The 16,030-nt window shown below is 71.3% G+C and carries 15 protein-coding genes; 5 read left to right on the top strand and 10 right to left on the bottom strand.

Annotated features, from left to right (window positions below; genetic code table 11):
* Window positions 1-20 precede the first annotated feature (20 nt).
* A complete protein-coding gene (locus NH2_RS07740; protein WP_067650436.1) occupies window positions 21-1,136 on the bottom strand; it encodes a helix-turn-helix transcriptional regulator in 1,116 nt (371 codons plus the stop codon).
* A 112-nt stretch (window positions 1,137-1,248) separates the two neighbouring features.
* Window positions 1,249-2,010, bottom strand: a complete 762-nt coding sequence (locus NH2_RS07745; protein WP_067650438.1) for a FadR/GntR family transcriptional regulator — start codon at window positions 2,008-2,010, stop codon at window positions 1,249-1,251.
* Between the two features lie 192 nt (window positions 2,011-2,202).
* Between NH2_RS07745 and NH2_RS07750 the strand changes: the two genes are divergently transcribed.
* Window positions 2,203-3,567, top strand: coding sequence for an aminotransferase-like domain-containing protein (locus NH2_RS07750; RefSeq protein WP_084505302.1), 1,365 nt, complete (start codon window positions 2,203-2,205; stop codon window positions 3,565-3,567).
* 7 nt (window positions 3,568-3,574) lie between these two features.
* Here the strand turns inward: NH2_RS07750 and NH2_RS07755 are convergent, their stop codons facing one another.
* The 5 genes from NH2_RS07755 to NH2_RS07775 form a co-directional block, all read right to left on the bottom strand.
* The gene (locus NH2_RS07755) at window positions 3,575-4,108 is read right to left on the bottom strand and encodes a hypothetical protein (protein WP_067650440.1); all 534 of its coding nucleotides are present in this window, start codon (window positions 4,106-4,108) and stop codon (window positions 3,575-3,577) included.
* A gap of 2 nt (window positions 4,109-4,110) precedes the next feature.
* On the bottom strand, window positions 4,111-5,310 hold the full coding sequence (locus NH2_RS07760; protein WP_067650441.1) for a phosphotransferase family protein: 1,200 nt from the start codon (window positions 5,308-5,310) through the stop codon (window positions 4,111-4,113).
* A gap of 21 nt (window positions 5,311-5,331) precedes the next feature.
* Window positions 5,332-6,336, bottom strand: coding sequence for a DUF7064 domain-containing protein (locus NH2_RS07765; RefSeq protein ID WP_067650443.1), 1,005 nt, complete (start codon window positions 6,334-6,336; stop codon window positions 5,332-5,334).
* Between the two features lie 37 nt (window positions 6,337-6,373).
* Entirely contained in the window at window positions 6,374-7,480 is a 1,107-nt protein-coding gene (locus NH2_RS07770; protein ID WP_067650445.1) for an NAD(P)-dependent alcohol dehydrogenase, read from the bottom strand.
* Between the two features lie 236 nt (window positions 7,481-7,716).
* Window positions 7,717-8,328 (bottom strand): TetR/AcrR family transcriptional regulator, encoded by a 612-nt coding sequence (locus NH2_RS07775; RefSeq protein WP_067650447.1) that lies wholly within the window; start codon window positions 8,326-8,328, stop codon window positions 7,717-7,719.
* A gap of 117 nt (window positions 8,329-8,445) precedes the next feature.
* On the opposite strand from NH2_RS07775, the gene NH2_RS07780 reads away from it, so the two are divergent.
* Complete coding sequence (locus tag NH2_RS07780; RefSeq protein ID WP_067650449.1) at window positions 8,446-9,324, top strand: SDR family NAD(P)-dependent oxidoreductase; 879 nt, start codon at window positions 8,446-8,448, stop codon at window positions 9,322-9,324.
* Between the two features lie 18 nt (window positions 9,325-9,342).
* Here NH2_RS07780 and NH2_RS07785 read toward each other — a convergent pair whose 3' ends face one another.
* Window positions 9,343-9,975 carry a TetR/AcrR family transcriptional regulator gene (locus tag NH2_RS07785; protein WP_218021672.1) on the bottom strand — a complete coding sequence of 211 codons (633 nt, stop codon included), beginning with the start codon at window positions 9,973-9,975 and terminating at the stop codon, window positions 9,343-9,345.
* A gap of 95 nt (window positions 9,976-10,070) precedes the next feature.
* Between NH2_RS07785 and NH2_RS07790 the strand changes: the two genes are divergently transcribed.
* From NH2_RS07790 to NH2_RS07800, 3 genes are all read left to right on the top strand, one after another.
* Window positions 10,071-10,919 carry an SDR family oxidoreductase gene (locus NH2_RS07790; protein ID WP_067650453.1) on the top strand — a complete coding sequence of 283 codons (849 nt, stop codon included), beginning with the start codon at window positions 10,071-10,073 and terminating at the stop codon, window positions 10,917-10,919.
* 337 nt (window positions 10,920-11,256) lie between these two features.
* Complete coding sequence (locus tag NH2_RS07795) at window positions 11,257-12,375, top strand: lactonase family protein (RefSeq protein ID WP_067650455.1); 1,119 nt, start codon at window positions 11,257-11,259, stop codon at window positions 12,373-12,375.
* 165 nt (window positions 12,376-12,540) lie between these two features.
* Window positions 12,541-13,662, top strand: coding sequence for a lactonase family protein (locus NH2_RS07800; RefSeq protein ID WP_067650457.1), 1,122 nt, complete (start codon window positions 12,541-12,543; stop codon window positions 13,660-13,662).
* Between the two features lie 109 nt (window positions 13,663-13,771).
* On the opposite strand, the gene NH2_RS07805 is transcribed toward NH2_RS07800, so the two are convergent.
* Window positions 13,772-14,884, bottom strand: a complete 1,113-nt coding sequence (locus NH2_RS07805) for a lactonase family protein (protein WP_157103653.1) — start codon at window positions 14,882-14,884, stop codon at window positions 13,772-13,774.
* Window positions 14,885-15,059: 175 nt separating this feature from the next.
* Window positions 15,060-15,980 carry an SDR family NAD(P)-dependent oxidoreductase gene (locus NH2_RS07810; RefSeq protein ID WP_067650461.1) on the bottom strand — a complete coding sequence of 307 codons (921 nt, stop codon included), beginning with the start codon at window positions 15,978-15,980 and terminating at the stop codon, window positions 15,060-15,062.
* Between the last annotated feature and the right edge of the window lie 50 nt (window positions 15,981-16,030).

A 16,030-nucleotide genomic window follows, 5' to 3' on the forward strand; every position in this document is an offset into this window, starting at 1 on the left:
GGACCGGGGGCGGAGGTGTTTCAGACCGCGGTCAGCCTGCGGTCGTGGATCCAGACGGCGACGGCCTCGGCCCTGTTGGCCGCCCCCGTCTTCCGCAGGATGCGTTTGACATGCGATTTCACCGTGCCCTCGGTGATCGTCAGGCGCCGCCCGATCTGGGCGTTCGTCAGCCCCTCGGCCATGAGCCGCACGACGTCGATCTCGCGCAGGGACAGCTGCCCCTCCGCCTCCCCCGCCTCGACGGCGGGGCGGGGGAGCCGCTCCGCCCGGTTCGGCGGCGCGGCATCGAACTCGGGGTGCCCCGCGGAGTGCGCGGCCGCACCGGTCGCGCGGCGGTCGAGGGCGAGCGGGAGCTGCCTGCAGAAGTACTCGAGGGCGTCGACCTCCGTCCTGGTCGCCGGCCGCTCGCGGAACCGGCAGTCGGCGTGGATCATGCCGACCAACCGGAAATCGTGGACGATCGGCACCATCCAGAAGGTCTTCGACTTGGAGCGGCGCCAGAGCTCGAATCCCGTGTCGCGCTCGCTCCGGCCGAGCATGGTGGTCTCGTCGACGTGGGCGGTCCGCTTGCCCACCGCCGCGGCGGGCAGCGCCAGCGCGATCTCCCGGTGGCCGTGCAGGTAACCGTCGGCCCAGCCGGAGTCCTGGCGGGAATGGATCGCGCGCGGCCGCCAGGTGCCGCCGGTGACCAGGGAGAAGAGCGCGCGGTCGTAGCCGAGCCGCACGACCTCGCGGGGGATCGCCGAGATCAGCTCGTCGGCGCCCGCGCACCGGCTCAACCGCATCAGTGCCTCGCCGACGCGCTCGTGCAGCGCGATCACGGCGTTCCTGCGGTGCGCGGAGACCAGGGCCTCGAGCCGGCGCAGCAGCAGCAGCGCGTCCAGCAGATCGCGGGTGTCGCCGGTCTCGTGGCACAGGCTCGCCGAGATCGCCTCCCAGGCCCGGCCGATGGCGAGCGCGATGCCGTCCTCGTCGCGCAGGTTGTGCAGCTCGGCCATCGCGACCCGTCTGCGCACCGCGCGAAAGGTATCGAGCGCCTGCACGACCAGGTCGGGCGGCAGGGGCTCCGGGCCGTACCGGTCCGTCCCGGGGACAGCCACCGGCGGCTGCCCGAGAGCGTGGAGCGAGCGAACCATGGCAATCCGTTCTGCCAGGTGCCGGAGGAACGGCACAGCGTTGCGCGTGAGCTGAATCACACTAAATATCGACCATAATATGGTGTGACCATTTACGCAAGAAGCGGGTCGCTCAGGCGTGTCTGCGCTCCGGCCGCGGCGAGAACTCCGCCTCGCCCTCCGCGAGCTCGATCATCGGCGGCGTCCGGGTGTGCTGCGTCATCAGGCGGAACGCCTCGGCGGCATCGCGGGCGACGATGGCGTCGGTGACGGCGCGGTGGGCCGCCAGCGACCGCGACATCGCGGCGGGATCCCGGTGCGCGTCGTTGCCGGTCTGGCGCAGGATCGCCCGGGAGACCGCTTCCATGAAAGTGGAGAGCAGGTCGTTGTGGCTCGCGGTCGCCACCGCGATGTGCCACCGGACCTTGCACTCGATGAAGGTCTCCAGCTCCGCCGTCGCGGCGGCGGCACGCTGCTCGATCGCGCGCAGTGTGCGCAGATCGGCCTCGGTGCGCCGCTCCGCGGCGAAGTACGCGCACCACGGCTCGATGACCTGCCGGGACTCGAAGAGCATCTGGGTTCCGGGTGCCCAGCCCTGTAGCTGCAGATCGACCGAGCTCATGAACATCGACGCGTCCGGCCGCGACACGACGGAGCCGCCGCCGCGCCCCGGCTTGGTGGTGACCAGGCCCTGTTGCTGCAGCCGCTGCAGCGCCTCGCGCACCGCCGCGCGGGTGAGCCCGCTCTCCTCCACCAGGATCCGCTCGGGCGGCAGCTGGGTGCCGATCGCCAGCTCACCGCTGAGAATCTTCTCGCGGATCAGGTCGGCGTAGACCTCGGCGGGCCGCGGCACGTGCACGGCGCCGATGTCGAGCCGGGCTCGCCTCGGGCACACGGCGACCTCCTTCGCGGGTACGTCTGTCGCGCTGGCATCACCCTAGAAGCCCGGCACCGCGTTCCCGGCGTCCCCGACTACCGATTGCCCCTTTCGGGGGAGCGCTCCGGGCCGCGCTCAGCCGTGCCGCTCCACCCGCGCGCCGGGCTCGCCACCCGAGCGAGCCGGCGGCACTGTGCGAGGATCGGGACCGTGCCGGAGCCGAATGCGTCACTCGCCGTGCGCGATCTGGTGTCGATGCTGGGAGCGTGGCGCTCCGGCGAAGCCACGCTGGGAATCGGGCTCGCGTCGGCGATCGCGCACCTGGTGGAGGCGGAGAAGCTGGCCGACGGGGTGCGGCTGCCCGCGCAGCGAGCGCTCGCCGCCGAGCTCGGGATCTCGCGGGGGACCGTCACCACCGCCTACGAGATCCTCGCCGGCGGCGGGTACGTCACCGCGGAGGTCGGGCGCGGCTCGACTGTGAGCCCGCCCAATCGGCATCGGCTGCGGCTGCCGGGCAGCGCCGCTCCCGGCGTGCGGCCGATCGCGGTCGACCTGTCGACGCAGTCGCTCCCGGCCGGTGACGCCTTCGCGGCCGTGCTCAGCCGGGTCGGCCCGACCGCGCTGCGGCCCTATCTGCAGACCGACGGCCACCACGCGCTCGGGCTGCCCGCGCTGCGCGCCGCGCTCGCCCGCCACCTCACCCGCGCCGGCATTCCCACGGCGCCCGAGCAGATCCTGGTCACCGCTGGGGCGCAGCAGGCGCTCTGGCTGGCGGTGCACGCGCTCACCGAGCGCGGCGACACGGTGCTGGTCGAGGATCCCACCTATCGCGGGGTGCTCGCCGTGCTGGCCGGGATGGAGCTGCGGGTGGAGGCGCGACCGGCGGACGACTACACCCTGGCGGAGCTGCGCCGCCCGCCCGCGGTGGCCTACCTGCAGTCGTCGGTGCACAGCCCCACCGGGCAGGTGCGCTCCGGCGAGCTGCTCCGCGCGCTCGCGGCGACGGTGAACCGGACCGGGCTGCTGATGATCGAGGACCGCAGCGCCGCCGAGCTCGTGCACGACGCCGAGCTGCAGAACACCGGCCTGGCCGGGCAGGTCGCCCCCGAGCGGCTGGTCACCATCGGCACGCTGTCCAAGCTGTTCTGGGGCGGGCTGCGGGTCGGCTGGATCCGGAGCGAACCGTCGCTGGTGGCCCGGATCGCCGACCTGAAACAGACGATCGACATCACGACCTCGGTGGTCGACCAGTTCCTGGCCGCGGAGGCGCTGCTCGACGCGGACTCCGCGATCGCCGAGCGGCGCCTGCTGCTGCTCGAGCACACCGCGGCCACCCTGCGCACCGTCACCGAGCTCCGGCCGGAGTGGCGCCCGCTGCCCCCCGAGGGCGGCAGCGGGCTCTGGGTCGACACCGGCGCCGATGCCATCGCCTACGCGATGGCCGCGCAGTCGCACGGCATCCGGATCGCGGCGGGCCCGGCGTTCTCGGTGCGCCACGGCTTCGGCACCCACATCCGGCTGCCGATCTGGCATCCCCCCGGTGAGCTGGCGAACGCGCTCGCCTGGGTGCGCTAGCGGGCGGTCAGCGCCGACCGGTGCCGAGCAGCTCGGACAGCTCCCGCACGCTGCCCGGCTCCGGGTCGAAGCCGAGCGGCAGCAGCCAGGCGCGGTCCAGCTCGAGCCCGCGGAGCGCGTGCCGCAGGACCGTGCGTTCGACGGCGGCCCGCGGGCCGGGGTCGAGGTCGTCGGCCGCGCGCAGCACGGCGGTGACCGCCTGCCCCATCCGGGCGCCGAGCCCGGCCCACCGTCCGGCGTCGGCCGCGGGGTCGGCGAGCGATCGCAGCGCGGCGGCGCGCAGCTCGGTGAGCCGGGGTGCGAGCGGGGAACCGGGTGCGTCCAGCGTGAGCAGCTCGCCGAGCAGCTCGAGGAGCCCGAGCGCCTCGGCCCGGCGGCGCTCGCCGATGAGCTCGGCGCGGTCGCGCGCGAACTCGATCGCGTCGCGCACCAGGTGCGCCTGTTCGAGCGCCTGCCGGTCGCCTGCCGCGAGCAGGGCGGGCAGCACCGCGTCGGTCATGGCCTTGGCGGCGGCGCCGAGCGTGATGGTGATGAACTCCATGGTCAGACGACCTCCTCGAGCCGCCGGCCGAGCTGGCCGAGCAGGATGGGCACGGTTCCCTCCAACCGGGCCAGCAGCACGTCCTGGTGCGAGCGGCCCAGCTGTGCGATGCGCAGACAGGTGGCCAGGGTCTTCACGGTGGCGGAGAAGCCACAGAAGATCGTGTACCAGCGCAGCCGCTCGGGATCGACCGGCAGCCCGGAGGCCTCCTCGTAGCGGGCGAAGAACTCCGAGCGCGGCACCAGCCCGGAGACCAGGAAGGTCTTCCCGCTCTCGTCGTAGTGGCCGAACAGGTCCTGGGCGCAGTAGGCGAGGTCGTAGTGCCGGTCGCCCAGGTGCGCCGACTCCCAGTCCAGCCAGGCCGTGATGGTGGCGGTGCCCTCGTCGAAGAGGAAGTTGCCGCTGCGGAAGTCGCCGTGCACCACGCTCGCCCGGTCCAGCACCGGCAGGTTCCGGGCGAGCCAGTGGGCGGCGAGTTCCATGATCGCCGATTCGCCGAGCCGGTCCAGCGTCCACAGCTGGCGTTCGAACCCCAGCTGCCAGGCGGCGCACTCGGTACTGCCCGCGGCGGGCAGGCTCAGCGCCGCCGATTCGAGGGAGCTCGGATCGAGGGTGTGCAGGGCGGCGAGATGGCCGATCAGCTGCGCGCCGAGCGGTGCGCGCAGCGCGCGGCCGAAGTCGGTGCCGAGGCCGCTGACCTGGCCGGAGGTGGTGCGCGTCGGCTTGGTGACGCCGTCGACGAACCCGCAGATCAGGCCGGGCTCGGGCAAATGCCGCGCCGCGTCGTCGACCCACAGCACCTCCGGGGTCGGCAGCGCGCCCGCGACCCCGCGCAGCACCTCGAACTCGCTCGTCTTGAGGGTGGCGTTCAGCGACTCGGGCGGGTCCATGCGCAGCAGCAGCCGCCGCGGGGCGTCCGCGCCGGTCACCAGGTCGAAGGCCATCTGGATCTTCGAGGCGCCGCCGGTGAGCCAGCGCGGGTCGCGCACCTCGAAGGCGGCGCCGCCGAGCTGCTCGGCGAGCAGGCCGCGCACGGCGTGCGCCAGCTCGCCGAGGCCGATCGGGGTCCAGCCCGGCCCCGCGCGCCGGGCGTACTTGCGGTCGACGGCGCGCTGGCGGGCCGGGTCGGTGGGGTAGCGGTCGCGGACCGCGGCGGTCGTGTCGGTGCCCGGCGTCGCTGCCGGAGCCACGGTGTGGGTCATGTCCTGTCCTGACTCTCGGGCTCAGATCCCGGGCCCGAACGCCGCGGCGGTGCGGGCGCCGTGCCGGGAGGTGCGGTCGGCGAGGAATTCGATGCCGTAGGTGTCGGCCTGCAGGCCGTAGCCGTGCCTGCCGTCCAGTTCGTAGTGCATGAGCGATTGGAACGTCACGTAGGAGGGGCTGAAGGTGTACCAGGGGGCGGCGGCGATCGCGGTGCCGCGCACCGTGAGCGTGCGCCCGGTGGTGTCGGTCACCGCGATCTCGTTGTGCATCGGTGTCAGCCCCTGCTGGCTTCCGGTGACCGTCGCGTCGACGATGCCGAGTACCTTGTCGCCCTCGTGCACATAGCCGAATCGCAGCGGCCCGTACACCGCCGCACCGCCCACCAGTTCGACCCCGGTCACCAGGTGGATGCCGAGATCCTCGTCGAACGGGATGTGGATGTAGGCGATCGCGGCCCGGCCCAGTTCGGTGCGGGTGCCCCAGCTGCGATCCATCCCGCCCATGGCGTCGATCCGGTAGGAGCGTCCCCGCAGGGTCAGCTCGCCGCGCACCCGGCCGAGGAAGTCGAGGTGCCCGCCTGCCCAGGCGTCGCCGAGGCCGTGATCGGCGTCGGCGGCCAGCAGCGGGTTCTCGGCCGGGTCGTTGACGTCCCAGGCAGGCATGGCGCCGTCCAGGGTCATGTCGAACGAGCAGGAGCCCGCGATGTTGTCGTAGCGGAACCGATAGTGGTTCGGCGGCCGCGGCACCTCCACCCGCAGCCCGCTCTGCAGCTGGAAATCGAGCATGGAGTCCGGGCACGGGCAGTGCATCTGCGGGTCGGTGAGATCGACGGTGAACGGGTACCTGTTCATCCCCTGCACCACGTTGATCGAGGAGATGGCGGCCCCGACATTGGGGCGGGCCAGGACGTAGACGTTGCCGTAGATGCGTTCTTCCGGAATCGCGAACCAGAAGCCGATGGTTTCGGTCCACGTGGTGAGCGCGGGGTCGACCGGGTGCAGGTCGGCGTCCTCGGGGCGGATCATCGTCGATGGGCCTTTCGGGTGGTTGATCGATAGGGGGTCAGGCGTCCGGGATCAGGACGAGCTTGGTCACCTCGCCGCGCTCCTGGGCGGCGAGCGCGTCGTTGATCTTCGAGAACGGGTAGGTGGTGATCAGCGAGTCGAAGGGGAACCGGCCCGCGGCGTGGTGGCGCAGCAGCTCGGGGATGAACTCGTGCGGCCTGCTGTCGCCCTCGACGATGCCGCGCACCGTGAGCCCCTTCTGCATGGCCGCGACGATGTTGAGCGGCAGGTTCGTCGCGAAGTCGGCGGGGACGCCGACCAGGCCGACCGTGGCGTTCTGCCCGGCGGCCGCGATCGCGGCCTCGATCACCGGCACCCGCCCCGTGGTGTCGAAGACGTAATCGCCGCCCTCCGGCAGGATGTCGAGAATTCGCGCGGTGACGTCGGCGCCGACTGGGTCCAGGACATGCGTGGCGCCGAGCCGCAGCGCCAGCTCGCGGCGCGCGGCGACCGGCTCGACGACCACGATCGCCGAGCAGCCCCGCAGCACGGCGCCCATGACCGCGGCCAGCCCGACCGGGCCGCCGCCGAGCACCACGAGCGCGCTGCCCGGGGTGCAGGACATGGAGTTCAGCACCGCGCCTGCGCCGGTCTGGATGCCGCAGCCGAGCGGGCCGACCAGCGCCACGTCGAGGTCGGTCTCGACCTTCACGGTGTTGCGCTCGGTGGTCAGCACGTGCGAGGCGAACGAGGACTGACCGAAGAAGTGCCCGTGCACGGTGGCGCCCGCCGCGCTCAGCGTCGCCGATCCGTCGGGTCTGCTGCCGATGTAGTTCTCTTGGGCGAAGTCCACGCAGTAGGCCTCGCGCCCCTGTGTGCACGGACGGCAGCGCCCGCAGCTGCTGAACGAGAGCGCGACCGGGTCGCCCGGGGCGACCGTGGTCACCGCGGCGCCGACGGCGGTGACCACGCCGCTGCCCTCGTGCCCGAGGACCAGCGGGTAGGGGAGGCCGTAGCCGCCGTCCCTGGCGGCGATATCGGTGTGGCACACCCCCACCCCGCGGATCTCCACCACGATCTCGCCGGCGCGTGGTTCCGCCAGGTCGAGCGTGCGGAGGTCGAAGTCCCGGTGGGGACCGTCGCTGACGGCCGCGGTGATCTGCACGGGTGGCACCCTTCGATTGGCTGGGCCAATTTGCGGCCCGATGTGTCTGTGTTTGAAATGGTTAGGCCAAATATACGACGGGGTGATCCACGGCACAAGGGCCGAGCGGCGCGGCCGGGCCGTCGGGCCGGGCGACGCCGACGACGTGGGAGGTGCCGGGGCTACACGGCCACAGCGCCGCAGCGGCCATTTCCTCGGCGGTTACGCGGTTCGTGCAACACTCCGGCGGGCGATGGTCACCGTCCGGAGTCCGCAGTCTTATGGCTCGAATCTCGTTCCGAGACAACACGAAGGTAGTGCAGTAGGTCGTCCACGAGACCGTCGGCGTCGGTGTCGCCCTTGCCGCCGATCGCGAGGTGCCCGCCCAGAGTCAGGTCGACGGCGCCGTGGATTACGGCCTGGAGCAGCGCGGTTACCCGCTCGGTGCCGCCCGCGGGGAGCTGCCCGGCCCGCTGCGCGGCCTCGACCATGGCCAGTAGCGCGCCGCGGCCGGACTCCGCGGCCGCGGCCAGGTCCTCGAAATGCGCCGACCAGACTCCGTACACCAATTGATAGCGGGCCGGATAGCCCAGCGCCCAGGCGACGTACTTCCGCAGGGCCGAGCGCAGCGCTTCCCCCTCCGGCGGAGCGGCCTCCCGCAGGGTGGTCAACGCTTCGCCCAGCTTCGTCAGTTCCGCCGCGGCGACGCTCGCGAGCAGGGCCTCCTTGTTGGCGAAGTGCTTGTACGGGGCATTGTGCGACACCCCGGCTCGGTGGCCGACCTCCCGGAGGGTGACCGACTCCGGCCCGCCCGTGTCGAGCAGCTCCACCGCTGCGGCGATCAGCAGTTCGCGAGTGTGAGGAGGCACCGATCGACCTTACCGCGCGGTACCGATAGCACCCCACCACCTGCGGTTGACGACGTCAACCAGGCGCGGTAGGTTGACGTCGTCAACCGCACGTGTGACCGCAAGGGAGAGAGCGTTATGTCCAGGACCAGCGCCGTTGTCACCGGGGCCACCTCCGGTATCGGAGCGGCCATCGCCCGCAACCTCGCCGCAGGGGGCATGCGCGTCACCCTGGTCGGCCGCGACGGCGATCGGCTCGATCAGGCGCGGCGGCGCATCCTCGCCGGCATCCCGGATGCCGAGCTGACCTCGGAACGCGCCGACCTGTCACTGCTCGGCGAGGTCCGAAGCCTCGCCGAGCGGCTGGCCGACCCGCCCCCGGACGTCGTGGTGAGCAATGCCGCGATCATCGCCGATGTCGCGGATCACACCGTGGAGGGGCACCAACGCACCCTGGCGACGAACCACCTCGCGCCCTACCTCCTGTTGCGCTCGCTGATCGAGCCCATCGGTACCCGCCCGGCACGGTTCGTGATCGTCGGCGCGTCACCGCGGGGGCTGGCACGGATGCCGATCGACGTCGATGACCTGGCACGCAACACCAGTCACGACCTCGGCAGCGTGCCGAGCCTGCGCCCGCTGGTCGCCTATGGCCGCACCAAGAACATGAACGCCATGCTCGTCTACGCCCTCGCCCGCCGACTCCGGGAAACTCGGATCACCGTGAACGGCGCGCACCCCGGCATCATCCGGGGGACCCGTCTCGGCCACGGCAATCGTCGTGGGCTGCTGCGGGCCTTCGCGGCCGCCTCGACACTGTTCTCCTCCGGCAGTCCCGACACCGGCGCCGATACGCCGACGTGGCTGGCGACGGCACCGGAGGTCGAGACCGTCACGGGACAGTTCTTCGTCGAGCGCAACGCTGTCACAACCGCACCCCACACCACCGATCCCACGCGCTGCGACCAACTCTGGGACGAGAGCGCGCGTCTCGTCGGCTTGGGGCACGGGGCGTGATCTGTCACGAACCATGAGTCATGGTCCAGGGAGTCCGGCCGTGGGGCAGGTGCCCTGGGCGGCCACCGCGTCCATCGCGGCGTCCAGCGTCGCGCCGAACGCGCCCCCGTTGTTCCGAGTGTTCGCGTGCGCGACGGAGAGGGCCGCGAAGGCCGCCGCCACCACGGCCGCGGCCCGCACGCCACCGAGGGCGCCGCCGCTCCGCTTCTCGATCTGTTCGACCACGAGGCTCTGTCCGCGCTGCAGCCGTTCGAGCCGCCCGGCGCGCAGTGCCTCGGACCCGTCGATCACCCGATCCATCTCGGCCGCGCGTTTCGCGAGCGCCGGGTCGGCGACGGAGGCGACGACCACGTCGAACATCCGGCGCAGCGACACCCAGACGGGCTCGTCGCCGGGGCGGGCGGCGATCGCCGCCGCGAGCTGCTCGCCCAGCCGCTCGTACTTGCCGAGGACGAGGGCGTCCTTGCTGCTGAAGTAGCGGAAGAAGCTGCGCTTGGACATGCCGGCGGCCGCGGCGATCTGGTCGATGGTCACCGCGTCGTAGCCGTCCGCGGCGAACAGATCCTGCGCGCGGTCGAGGAGCTCGGACGTCACCGCGCGCCGGGTGCGCTGACGGAGTGACTCCATCTGCCGCGGAGGGTCGGTGCTCATGATGTCAACTATAACTTAGTAGCCAACTTGACACTAAGTGACAGATCGGGCGTACAGTGTCACTCGTATCCGTCGATCTCTCGAGGAGTTCTCCCATGAGCAAGACCTGGTTCATCACCGGTGCCGGACGCGGCTTCGGCAAGGAATTCGCCGCGAGCGCCCTCGGGCGGGGCGATCGCGTCGCCGCGACCGCGCGCAATGCGGACGACCTGCGGGAACTGACCGCGAAGTACGGCGAGGCGGTACTTCCGCTGACCCTCGACGTCACCGACCGCGCGGCCGTCTTCGAGGCGGTCACCGCGGCCGCGACGGTCTTCGGCACCATCGACGTGGTGGTCAACAACGCCGGCTACGGCCTCTTCGGCGCCGTCGAGGAGATCACCGAGCAGCAGCTGCGCGATCAGCTCGAGGTCAACCTGTTCGGCGTCCTGCACGTGACCCAGGCGGTGCTGCCGATCCTGCGCGAGCAGGGCTCCGGGCACATCGTGCAGATCTCGACGATCGGCGGGGTGGCCGCCTTCCCGACGCTGGGCGGCTACCACGCGTCGAAGTGGGCGCTCGAAGGCCTCTCGGAATCGCTGGCCCAGGAGGTGAAGCCGTTCGGCATCAAGGTCACCCTCGTCGAGCCGGGCCCGTACAGCACCGACTGGGCGGGCAGCAGCGCGGTGCACGCCGAGCCGCAGCCCCAGTACGAGCCGGTGCGCGAGATGCTGCGCTCCGCCTCCGCCTCGTCGACGCCGGGCGATCCCACCGCCGCGGGCCCCGCGATCCTGAAGATCGTCGATGCCGAGCGGCCTCCGCTCCGGGTGTTCTTCGGCGAGCAGCCGACCCTGATCGCTCCGCACGTCTACCAGCAGCGCCTGGCGGAGTGGCAGCAATGGAATGAGCTCTCGCTCGAGGCGCACGGCGCACGGAGTTCGACCGAAGCGCCCGCGGCACGCTGACCGAACCTCGCTCCCCGGCCCAGCGTCCCCTGGCTCGACGCCGCGCCGCGCGAGAGTCCGCGGTAGCGGCGGCGACCGGGCGAACCTTTATGAATTGTTACTGTAGTCACAGTCGCTCCAAGTAGGATACTTATTTCTGCATGAGAACGACGACAACGCTGTCTACGCTACGCCCTCGGATCTTCCTGGTAGGTGTCGGATCCGACCCGATTTCGATGAGAGCTACCGCGGACCGCGCAGGGGCCGGTGCGGTATTGGGAGCACTCTATGCCCTGCCGTTGGACACGGAGCACGCGCGGCGAGGGCCGCGCCCGAGCGCCGGGAGGCGGGCGGCGTGATGAAGCGCAGGTCGATGGTCGCGGTGGTGGCGATGCTGGCGCTCTCGGTCGCCGCGGGCGCGCCCGGGCAGGCAGCTCCGGGCGCGGGGACCGGCGGCCCCGAGCACGTCTACGCCGTCGGCGCTTTGTCGGATGTGGTGGTCGGCCTCAACGTGAGCTCCACCGGCGCTCCGCAGCTGCTCGCCAACCCGGTGCGGACCGGCTACGGCACGCTGGGGCTGGCCTCCTCGCCGGACGGGAAGTACCTCTATGTCGGACTGACCCTCGGCTTGGGCATCGCCGCCTTCGAGATCAACACCGACGGCACGCTCCGCGAGCTGCCCGGCTCACCGGTCAAGGCATCCGGGCCGGTCGCGACGCTGTCGGTGGCGCCGGACGGCAGGCACCTGTACGGCACGGTCACCGACGACCTGCACGGTTCGGTCGTGACATATCCGATCGGCCCGAACGGGTTGCCCGGGCCTGCCGTCGGCTCGGCCGAACTCGACATGACGAGTCATTTCGGCATGCTGACGATCGCCCCGAACGGGCGCAACCTGTACATGGCCGACGGCCCCGCCAATCAGATCGTGCAGATGCCGATCGGTGCCGACGGCATCGCACGGCCGGGCGGGCAGCGTATTCCGGCCGGCGGCATCCCGGTCAGCCCCGGAGTCACCCCCGACGGCAAATTCCTGTTCTCGCCCAACGAGACCGGATCGGTCTCGGTGTACAGCATCGGCGCCAGCGGTGCGCTGACCGAGGTGCCCGGCTCGCCCTACGCGTCGGGGACCATCGCGCACGGCGTCACCTTCAGCCCCGACTCCACCCGCGCCTACATCCCGCACGCGGTCTCCAACACCATCGCTGGTTTCAGCATCGCGCCCGACGGCAGGCTCACCCCGCTGCCCGGTTCGCCCTACGACGGGGAGTTCCTCAGCGCGCCGGGACGTGCGCTGACCAGCCGTGATGGCAAGCGCGTCTACGTCGTCGAGGTCGCCTCGGTCTCCGGTGGCGGCTCCTCCCGCCTGCGTACCTACGACGTCTTGCCCGACGGGGCGCTGCGCGAGTCCGAGCGCGCCGTCGACCTGGACATCGCGTTCGCCGACGGACCCTGCGCTGTCATCACCGGCGGCTGACCGGACGCCGTCCGCGCGGCGACCCGAACTCTGCTCTCATCCTAAGGAATACACATGCTCTCGTATCGACGCCGAGCCGGGAAAGACCGCTCGCAGCGCCATACCGCGATCCCGGCCTCGACTCCGCAGGAAACCGATCCCGTCGTCCGTAACCCGAGGCGAAGGGTGAAGCGCGCGCTGCTGATGCCCGCGGTGGCGGCGCTGATGGTCGCGGCCGTGAGCGGTCCGAGCGCCACCCAGGTGGCGGCCCAGCCGGAGCGACCCCAGCACATCTACATCACCAGTGTGCTGACCGACGAGGTGGTCGGCGTCCAGGTGAGCCCGACGGACGCACCCCGCGTGGTCAGCCGGACACCGGTCCCCGATGGCGGCACGCTCAAGGGGATCGTGTCCTCACCCGACGGGCGATTCCTGTACATCGGCCCCTTCTTCGACCAGGGGATCGCGGCGTACTCGATCAACGCCGACGGCACGCTCGACCCGCTGGCGGGCTCGCCGGTGGCCTCGTCGGGACCGGTCGGGACGCTCGCGGTGGCACCGGACGGCAGGTATCTCTACGCGTCCTCGACGGAGAACGCGCGGGGCGTGCTGACGACCTTCGCCATCGGCGCGTCGGGGCTGCCGGTGAAGATCGCCACGACGCAGCTGGATCTGTCGAGTCACTTCGGCACCCTGGCTGTCGCCCCCGACGGCCGCAACCTGTATGTCGCCGACGGTTTCGGCAATCAGATGATGCAGTTGCCGATCGGTGCGGACGGGGTCGCGGGCGCCCCCGTGCAGCGCATCGACGCGGGCGGTCCGCCGCTGACCCCGATCGTGACGCCGGACGGGAAACACCTGTACGTCGCGCACGAGCTGAACGCCACCATCGGGGGCTTCAACATCAACCCGGACGGTTCTCTGGTCAAGACGCCGGATACGCCGGTGGAGTCGGGGCTGGCGCCGCACGGGGTGACGCTGAGCCCGGACGGGTCGCGGGTCTACGTGCCCAACGGGTTGTCCAACCACATCACCGGCTACCAGATCAACGCCGACGGCACGCTCACCCCGCTGCCCGGATCCCCGTACAGCACCGGCGCCGACCCGATCAGCGCGCCCGGCCAGCTGTTCTCCAGCCGGGACGGGAAGCGTATGTACGCGATCGGCGTGCTGACGCTGTCCACGTCGTTCGGCGCGCGGGTGCTGACCTTCGACGTGTCGGCGGACGGAGCGCTGCATCCGTCGGAGCCCGCCGTCGAAACGGGCCAGATCTTCCCGGACGGTCCCGCCTCGGCCATCACTCCGTAGCCGGACGATCGGCGTCGCGGGCGGACTCCCGCGACGCCGACCAGCCCGAAGGAACCGGAGCCCCCCGCGCATACGCGCGGGGGGCTCCTTTTTCACGAGGTCGGCCGGGTCAGGGGGTGATGGCGGCGCACGGACCGTCCACGAAGAGCTGACCGGTGTCGACCGGGGCGGCGCCGGGGCGCAGCGATCCGTCGGGGAGCACATCCATGGTCAGCAGGCGCCCGGTGACCTGGAGGTCGATGGTGGCGATCCCGACGGCGAACACGCGGTTGCCGTCCCGGCTGGTGAAGATCAGGCCGGGCATGCTCATCGTGTCCCCGAGGCTGTACGGCGAGCCGGGCAGCGGCGTGAGGGCGCCGTTCGCCTCGATGCGGTAGCCGGAGATATTGTTGCCACCCACGTTCGGCGCGTAGAGGCGGGTCGCGTCGGGGCTGAAGGTGACCCCGTGGGCTCCGGTCTCCGCGCGGAAGGGTGAGCCGGGGATCGAGGCCAGCGCACCGTCCGCCCCGATGCGGAACCCGGTGACCGTCCCGGTGGTCTCGTTGGTCAGGTAGAGGAACTTGCCGTCCGGGCTGACGCCCGGCAGCACGGGGCTCAGGCCGGCGTCGAGGCGCGCGCGGGGCTCGCCGGCGATCCCGTCCGCGCCGATCGGCAGGTGGATGACGCGGCCGGCGAAGAAGTCGGCCACGTACAGGTTGCGGCCGTCCGGGGTGACGGCCATCATCCCGGCGTGCGTGGTGAAGTCGAGCTGCACCGAGCCGGCTCGCACCGGGAGGCCGTCGGGGTTGATCGAGTAGGTGGTCACCAGGCCCCTGCCGTCCACGCTCGAGGTGGCGTACAGGTGTTTGCCGTCGCGCGCGACCGCCAGGCTGCCGAAGGCGTTCGAGGGGGCGGGCGACCCGGGGAGCTCGGTCAGGGTGCCGTCGGCGCCGACGGAGAAGGCGGCGATACCGTTGTCCCCGATCGGCCCGACGTAGACGTACCGCCCGTCCGGGGACGCGGCCACGCCCTTGCCGAGCAACCCCGGCGGAATCGGAGTCGGCGACCCGACCAGCCGGGGAGCCGTGCCCGCGCTGACGTCGATCCGTGCCACCGAGTCGGTTGCCAGACCCGTCACGTAGACGTACTGGGACCCCTGGGGCTCGGCCTGGACGTGGGCCACGCTGGGGCCGAGCGCGACGGCGAGCGCCGCCACGACCGGAAACAGAACTGCGCGTTTCATCTCGATATCTCTCTTGGTAGGGGACTCATGAGCGAGAAGCCGGTGACGAGTCACCGCTATGTCGCCGGTCCACCCGGAGGCGCTCACCGCACCTCCGCTGCTGGGGACAGCGGGCGTCACAACTAAATGAGTAGCCTATTACGAGAGAGTTGCACCATAGTGAAAGATGACAGCTCTATCGCCGGACGCTGTCGAGGGAGAAGGTCACCCCGGTCAGCTCCTCGGAGACCTCCCACAGCCGCCGCGCCGTCTCCGTGTCGTGCGACCGCTTGCTCGAGGAGCAGGGGATCGGGTAGCCCCGAATTCCCCCGATGCCGTCCGGGCCGTAGTACTGCCCGCCCAGTGCCGTCGGGTCGGTCGCGGCGCGAAGAATGGGCAGGACGCCCATGTCCACGGGCTGGGCGACCAGGTGCATCGCCGGTGTGCGCAGCACGGAAGGCATGTAGCGGCCCAGGTCGGTGGTCGTGTTGCCCGGATGGGCGGCCAGCGAGGCCGTCTGCTCGCCGGAAGCGGCGAGCCGACGCTGGAGTTCGTAGGCGAAGATCAGGTTCGCGAGCTTGGACTGCCCGTACCCGGCGACCCTGCTGTAATTGCGGTCGAGATTCAGATCGTCGAAGTGGATCTTCGCGCGGATCTGATGGGCGAGGCTGCTGATCGTCACCACCCGCGACCCCCGCACCGGCAACAGGTGCTCGAGCAGCAGGCCGGTGAGCGCGAAATGGCCGAGATAGTTGGTGCCTAACTGGAGTTCGAAGCCATCCCGGGTCGACTGTTTGGGCGGGAACATCACGCCGGCGTTGTTGACGAGCAGATCGACATGGGGATAATCGGCCGCCAGTTCCCGCGCGGCTTCCCGTACCTGGGCCAGTTCGGCCAGGTCGAGACGCTGCAGTTCGATACGGGCGCCGGGAGCGACGGCGATGATGCGGTCACGAGCGGCGCCGCCCTCGTCGAGGTCGCGCACGGCAAGGACGACACGGGCGCCCTTGGCGGCGAGCGCCTTCGCCGTCTCGAAACCGAGGCCGGAGTTGGCGCCGGTGACGATCGCGGTGCGCCCGGTCTGGTCCGGGATGTCGGTGGTGGTCCACTTCGGCACGGGATTCTCCTCACTCTCCGGTGTGGCGGTGCGTCTGCTCCGCTCGTCGA

This window comes from Nocardia harenae NBRC 108248 (assembly GCF_001612885.1).
In the GTDB taxonomy this organism is placed as follows: Bacteria; Actinomycetota; Actinomycetes; order Mycobacteriales; family Mycobacteriaceae; genus Nocardia; species Nocardia harenae.